This is a genomic window from Candidatus Jordarchaeum sp. (genome assembly GCF_052745115.1).
On the sequence record NZ_JBRAKS010000231.1, the window covers coordinates 1 to 6093 of the forward strand.

At 40.7% G+C, this 6093-nt stretch carries 6 protein-coding genes; 1 reads left to right on the forward strand and 5 read right to left on the reverse strand.

The genetic code is table 11. From position 1 onward, the window contains the following. Positions 1–195 precede the first annotated feature (195 nt). Positions 196–1260 (forward strand): histone deacetylase family protein, encoded by a 1065-nt coding sequence (locus ACUVXA_RS14515; RefSeq protein ID WP_445871997.1) that lies wholly within the window; start codon positions 196–198, stop codon positions 1258–1260. 257 nt (positions 1261–1517) lie between these two features. Here ACUVXA_RS14515 and ACUVXA_RS14520 read toward each other — a convergent pair whose 3' ends face one another. From ACUVXA_RS14520 to ACUVXA_RS14540, 5 genes are all read right to left on the reverse strand, one after another. Beyond that, positions 1518–2144, reverse strand: coding sequence for a hypothetical protein (locus tag ACUVXA_RS14520; RefSeq protein WP_445871998.1), 627 nt, complete (start codon positions 2142–2144; stop codon positions 1518–1520). Between the two features lie 134 nt (positions 2145–2278). Next, positions 2279–2902, reverse strand: a complete 624-nt coding sequence (locus tag ACUVXA_RS14525; protein WP_445871999.1) for a hypothetical protein — start codon at positions 2900–2902, stop codon at positions 2279–2281. A gap of 30 nt (positions 2903–2932) precedes the next feature. Next, on the reverse strand, positions 2933–3667 hold the full coding sequence (locus ACUVXA_RS14530; protein ID WP_445872000.1) for a hypothetical protein: 735 nt from the start codon (positions 3665–3667) through the stop codon (positions 2933–2935). 399 nt (positions 3668–4066) lie between these two features. Beyond that, entirely contained in the window at positions 4067–4627 is a 561-nt protein-coding gene (locus tag ACUVXA_RS14535) for a hypothetical protein (protein ID WP_445872001.1), read from the reverse strand. A 219-nt stretch (positions 4628–4846) separates the two neighbouring features. After that, on the reverse strand, positions 4847–6093 hold a 1247-nt coding region (locus ACUVXA_RS14540; RefSeq protein WP_445872002.1), incomplete at its 5' end, for a hypothetical protein.

The following is a 6093-nucleotide window of genomic DNA, read 5'->3' on the forward strand; positions in this document are numbered from 1 at the left end:
ATTTTTTAATCACTTAATAAGCAAATTAAAAATTCATAAATTATGCAACACAGCAAGCAGGTCAGAATGTTTTTAGTTTTTTTATTTTTTGGTTTTATTTCTAAATTAACTTCAAAAACATTTTTTAAAAAGTAATAGATTTAGTAGATTACAGATTCATCTCACCTTCTTTTATAGTATACTGAGTGAGTAGTCATGAGGTTAGGATTAGTTTCCCATAAGGCATTCGAAGAGACACATATCCCTGAGGTAACTAGACCCTACATGGAGGCTTTTGAACATCCAGATCGCATAAAGTTCACGAGAGAGTATTTGCGCAATTCAGGTTTGCTAGGCAATCAGAACTTAAAAATTTTTGAATGTAAACCCGCTGCAAGGGTGGACATTGTGCGCGTGCATAGCCCTTATCTTTTTGATGTGGTTGGTGAGCTGTCCCGTTTAGGTTATGGGGAAGTTGGTGCTTCCAGTTTTGTAGTCAAGGACACTTTTAAGGCTGCTTGCTTATCAGCTGGCGGAGCCATATCAGCTGTGGAAGAGGTTAATAAAGGCAGTGTAGAAACCGCTTTCGCCCTTATCCGTCCACCGGGACACCATGCAGGAATAGGTCATTCCGAAGGAATGTGCTACTTTAATAACTGCGCCATATCTGTGAGATGGTTACAAGAAAAGAAAAACGTGAAGCGTATTCTCATTCTGGATCTTGATGCTCATGCTTGTGATGGAACTTCTCAAATCTTTTACACCGATCCCACTGTTTTAGTTTTATCTTTTCATGAATACGGTATGGAAGCCATTGAGAGAGGATGGTTGGAAGAAATCGGTAGTGGTGAAGGAGAGGGATATAACATTAACGTTCCACTGCCTTTAGGAACTTGGGGAAACGCATACCTCTGGTCTTTTGAAAACATTTTCCCCGAGGTAATCAGAAGTTTCAAACCGGAAATGGTGGTGGTTTCCTTTGGTTTTGACACGCACTACAGTGACCCTGTTGGAAACATGAATCTGCAGGCAGAAGACTACGCGAAGTTAACGCGAATGATTCTCCAGTTGGGAAAAGAAGTCTGCCAAGGCAGAGTCGCCTTCATACTAGAGGGAGGATACAGTCTCATAGCCTTACCCCTAAGCATCGCAGCAGTCATTTCAACAATACTAGATTCAGAAATAAAATACTTTGACAAAATCCGTGAACCGGAAAAGATCCCCAAAATAGTTAGAAACGTTACAGAGGAAATCCAAAACATAAAAAAACAATACCTCTAAAAACAATCTGACAATACTCCACTTTTGCAATTTTTTGTTTGGCTAAAAGTCACAGGTTTTAACAGAAATTCATCCCCGGTTTCACTAAAGATTCTATATTCTGCACAAAGACCAAAGCTGTGAGAAATAGGGAAGTATACATTTGAAATAAACAAGCTCAAATTGGTGAGAAAAGAAAAGAAGTGAAAATACGCATAAGAATCTCATTTTCGATTTTCGTATTTAGTATGGCCACTTTCCATCATTCCTGTTTTTGTTTACTCTTCTGCCCTTTGTTTTATCAATCGCCCAACACCTGCCATGGAACCGTAGGCGAGACCTAAGCCTATGAAGGCCCAGGAGAATATGTAGAGTATTTTTAGATAATCTCCAGAAGGGATGCTGGTATATCCCAAAATATAGGTTAGTAATGCATTGGCGTATAAACCTATTATGGTCAGGACAGCTACGCGAGTTACCCTCTTCTGCTTCTTTGGTCCGTGGGTGATTATAGATCTAATCCTGTTTTTTGCTTCTCCGAATTTTTCGGACCCGGGGGTTTCACTTAGAGGATGGATTAAAACTGTGATGGCCCCCGTTATGAAAGCTACAGTGTAGGGCACGAGAAACAGTAGGTCCAGTAGTAGCTTAAGTGTGAAGTTCGTGAAGTACACTATTTCGTTAAGAAAAACTATCCCCAGAGGAGTGAATCTCAGTACGCTATAAAGATAAACTAGAGGAGTGTAACGCAATAGTAACGGTGACACTAGTGCCTCTAGACTGTAGCCTCTGACCAAGTTCCACTGAAAAGCGATTGAAGCGAAGCTCACAACGAAGAGCACAACGGTCACTATTAAGGTCGACCCAACCAAGGTTTTTGACCGGATTTTACCCACTCCAAACAATTTCTCTCACCACACTCAATTAATAGGGTTTTATTAATTACTATTTCCTTTAATCAGATGTGTGTATATTCTAAATTAAACCGTATATGGAAAAGAGTTAAATCTCATATTTGTGAGGAACACAGGTGTTAAGGCTAAGGCGGCGGATACGCCGGTTCATAGAACCCAAACCACACCCATTGATTAAGACCATAAGCCAGGTTCCATTGGGTCACGAAATTTTCATAACTGAGCCAAAGTGCATAAGCGAGTGGGTTGATTTCGGTGAGAATATAGTTCGAAAGACCCAAAGGGGTTTTTTCAATGAATCCACCGTCTATGTTCATAATGTAATATACTATTCTGCCATTTACATCCCAGCATGGCGGGTTGGCAGATATTGGTGGAGTTATAGGGTCATGGAAATAACTAACTTCATGCCAGCCCCAAAGCAGGTCTTTTGCAAAGTTGTATATGGCTGTGTTATTGAAGTTAGCCCATACTGCTTGCTCATAACCGTGCAAAAGCACCGGCCAGATAGCAACGAATACCGCACCTATAGCTGACAAAAGTATCGTTGTTGCAGTCAAAACCCCCGCCGCAAAGAGTTCGGCCAACGTAGTTATAGTAAAAATTTCGCCGACAATGACCGGAATCCAATCAGATATAGTTAATTCAACATATTGGAGACCTGAGTAAACTTCAAATAAACGCACCGTTTGTTCTACCCCAGCGGTCCAGTGGCAGTGTATCCAGAAGTCGTATCCGTAGAGTATCACCGTACCTCACCATCCAACATAAAAGGGCCACTAAAACACCCACACTAGGCAAGGCCACAGCAGTAGTTCTCGTTGAATATTCATGTACGGGTCAACAATCTCTTTTCCATCATAACTGTAAATCATTACTTTGACTACTTTTTGAATAGTACCATTTATTTCCATAGCGTATTCCCTGTTCATAATAAAGTATTCTGAACCGTTAATCGTTTGAGTGGTGTTCCATTCTCTCAGAATTTCACCTTTTTCCGCAATGAGATTTACGTTTTGGATTGATTTTTCTAATTCCAGAGTCCTTTCAGGCATTCGGAGCTGATTCTCTCGGGAGAGCATCTGATCGTACTGTGCGAAGCGTACTGCGCAGTCCGGCTTTTCGGATAGGAACTGGAAGAACAGGACTCTTACTGATTCATTGTCTGGTGGTGAGGTAAAGGGTTTGAGTTCTCCACTCCGAATTTTCTGCATCTGCCACTTCATAAAGGCATTGTTCACAGCATCTTCAATGGTTTGTTTCGCACTCTTGATTTGGTCCAGTGTTAACGCTTCTATGTCCAGATTAGTTGAGAAATTTATACTGGTAGAGAGGTCTAGTTCAGAGGTTTTCGTTTGCTGTTTAAGGTTTAGGGCTTGAATTAGTCCGAGAGATGTGTAAGCGTTATTCGCAAATGCACTTGGTCCTAATGTCAGATAACCTGTTCCCAGGCTGATGGTAAGCACTATTAGAACACTAGCCGCAAGTATCTTTAGCTTTCCTTTCAGTCTCATCCTCCCAAATTCTTTAGACGTATTTTTAGGAATAACTTCTATATATATCGAAAATTCGTAGAAAGTATAACGGTGTTATTGGAATTTAACTTTTGGTTTCGACGGTTATTTTAAGTTAACAATGGTTTTATAACGTCGGTGAAAAGCTGAGATATTCGTGTTACTAGGAAAAGTTACACAACTGTAAATTTGGTAAAAGACAAAGTGCCAGGTAGTGCCATTTTTTCATTCTTCTTGGCGTTCCATAGGTCACTTGCAGCCTGAATTAAAACAGAAGAAAACCTCAAGACGCAAATCTCCTTCAACCACAAAGTTCACAATTTTGATAGATTTCTTCAAATAAATCCGAAGTCTTATGGAAGACACTTGTTACCAGAAACAAAGCAATCAATTTTCCCTCTAAATTGTTTTTCGAATCTTTTGTAGTTGCATCCCAGCAATGGCTAAACCTATTATACCATTCATGAAAAATGGTAGTAAAATCATTACGGTGGAAAGGAATACTGTTTTGGAGCCTATAAAAAAGGGAGACACCGCTACCAAATATAAGGCTACAAGGGGTAGAATCCCGCTGATAATCAGTTTTCTCTGCTCTCTTGTACCTCCACTGGTAATGGTCCAAAGTTTTTTTACCGCGTCACGGAATTTTTCATAACCAGCGACACCGCTAAAAGGGGAAATAGAAACGAGAATAAATCCTGTACCAAGAATAGATAGCGAGTAGGGAACCAGGAAGAGCAGGTCTAATGCGAGTTTTGTAGAAGGATTCGTTACGTATAAGGGTTGCTCAAAAAACACCACACCGAGAGGGTTAACCTTTACTACAGTTATCGGAAACAAGAATATCGTGATACTAAGCCCGTTAATCAGATACCACTGATAAATGAGAAAGGTAAAACTCACTGCTAAAAGTATGACGGTCAGCACTACCAGTATTTTAACTAATATTTTCATTTTCATATAACACCTCCAAATTCGCATAATTTAACAGTTATTAAATTACCTATCAGAACCACTATAAATTCTAATGTTTGTTGTATTTAATGTGTAAAAAGATGGAAATGAAAGAATTTTATACTTGCGAATTTGTGAATTCTTTTAGTCTTATCTTTGATATACTTAACGCATAACTGCTACCAAGATGCTTGTGTTAGGATGGTGGTGGCGAAGGCGCAGAGCCTACCCCAACCATACCCAGTTACCGAAGCCAAACAAACTGCCAAAAACTGTTATCAAATTTATATAACTGGTATACATTGCGTCCCCCGGTGTTATGAACCAATCTGGGGGTGGTAACTTGCGCCAAAAGGCCCCATCTACGGTGACAAGATAAGGCACTATTTTATTTTGTGAATCAAAACATGGTGGATTAGCTGTTGTTGGCGGAGAAATGGGGTTATGGAAATAATCGCACTCCATCCATCCCCAATATGGATCCCTAGCGAGATTGTATGCTGCCACTTCTTCATAGCTATCAAGCACATGTGATTGATAAACAACTCCAATGATTAAGGCTGCCATGAGTGCAACGGATAATGCGCTAAGAGCCGTACCTACAGCCGCCGCTAAAGTAGCAGACAAAGCCCCCTGACCAATACCGTATAGACCACCAGCGAAACCAGATACTATACCAGCCCAGCTAAGAGAATCTAAGTGGGCAAGAGGCAGGCTCCAGTAAACATGGTTTATCCAGGCAGAGGCCTCCAAACCTGGTGTATAAAATGTATACATGTACCAGTCGTATCCGTAGAGTATCACCGTATACCACCATCCTACGAATACAAAAGGCCAAAACACCCAAACGTAGCACGGCCAGAGCAGAAGTGCCCGGTCGATACGGAAGTAGGGATCCAGAATCACTGTTCCATCATCTGTAGTTACGGTTATTTTGATTACGTTTTGGGTGGTTCCGTTAATTGTTAGTGAGTATTCTCTGGTTATAATGTAGTAGTTTGTTCCGTTTATATTTCTGGTTTCATTCAGTTCACTTATTATTTCACCCTGCTCTATGATGAGCTTTATGTCTTGGAGTGACTGTTTGAGTTCAGACACCTGTTCGGATATTCGAAGCTGGTTCTCCCTGGAGAGCATCTGATCGTACTGTGCGAAGCGTGCTGCGCAGTCCGGCTTTTCGGATAGGAACTGGAAGAACAGTGCTCTTACTGATTCGTTGTCGGGTTGTGATGTGAAGGGGTTGAGTTCTCCGCTTTTCATTTTCTGCATCTGCCACTTCATGAAGGCATTGTTTACAACATCTTCGATGTTCTGTTTGTAGAGTTTGATTTGGTCCGGTGTTAGTGCTTCTATATCTAGGTTGGTGGAGAAATTTAGACTGGCAGAGATGTCTAGGTCAGAGGTTTTCGTTTGCTGTTTAGGGTTCACAACAGTAGAAAGATTTAATGATAAATAATACCATTCTTGGACTT

Bases quoted from the DNA above. Each gene is read 5' to 3' on its own strand.
- ACUVXA_RS14515 (WP_445871997.1), top strand. From the start codon at position 196: ATGAGGTTAGGATTAGTTTCCCATAAGGCATTCGAAGAGACACATATC.
- ACUVXA_RS14530 (WP_445872000.1), bottom strand. From the start codon at position 3,667: ATGAGACTGAAAGGAAAGCTAAAGATACTTGCGGCTAGTGTTCTAATA.
- ACUVXA_RS14535 (WP_445872001.1), bottom strand. From the start codon at position 4,627: ATGAAAATGAAAATATTAGTTAAAATACTGGTAGTGCTGACCGTCATA.